The organism is Terrisporobacter petrolearius (assembly GCF_020748185.1).
Classification (GTDB): domain Bacteria; phylum Bacillota; class Clostridia; order Peptostreptococcales; family Peptostreptococcaceae; genus Terrisporobacter; species Terrisporobacter petrolearius.
Genome location: NZ_JAHZMO010000247.1, coordinates 1 through 249, shown reverse-complemented (window position 1 = coordinate 249; position 249 = coordinate 1). Strand labels below are relative to the sequence as shown.

Here is a 249-nt window from a genome sequence, read left to right as displayed (position 1 = left end):
ACTTCAGATATGATCCAGAGTACCACGGGACACGTGAAACCCTGTGGGAAGCAGGAGGGACCATCCTCCAAGCCTAAATACTACCTAGTGACCGATAGCGTATAGTACCGTGAGGGAAAGGGGAAAAGAACCCCGGGAGGGGAGTGAAATAGAACCTGAAACCCTACACTTACAAGCTGTAGGAGCACATTACTTGTGTGACTGCGTACTTTTTGTAGAACGGGCCAACGAGTTACGTTACCTAGCAAG

1 rRNA gene is annotated in these 249 nt (G+C 49.4%); it reads left to right on the top strand.

The annotated features are described in order from the left end of the window. Positions 1–249 (top strand): 23S ribosomal RNA (locus tag K0040_RS20510); the annotation flags it as partial.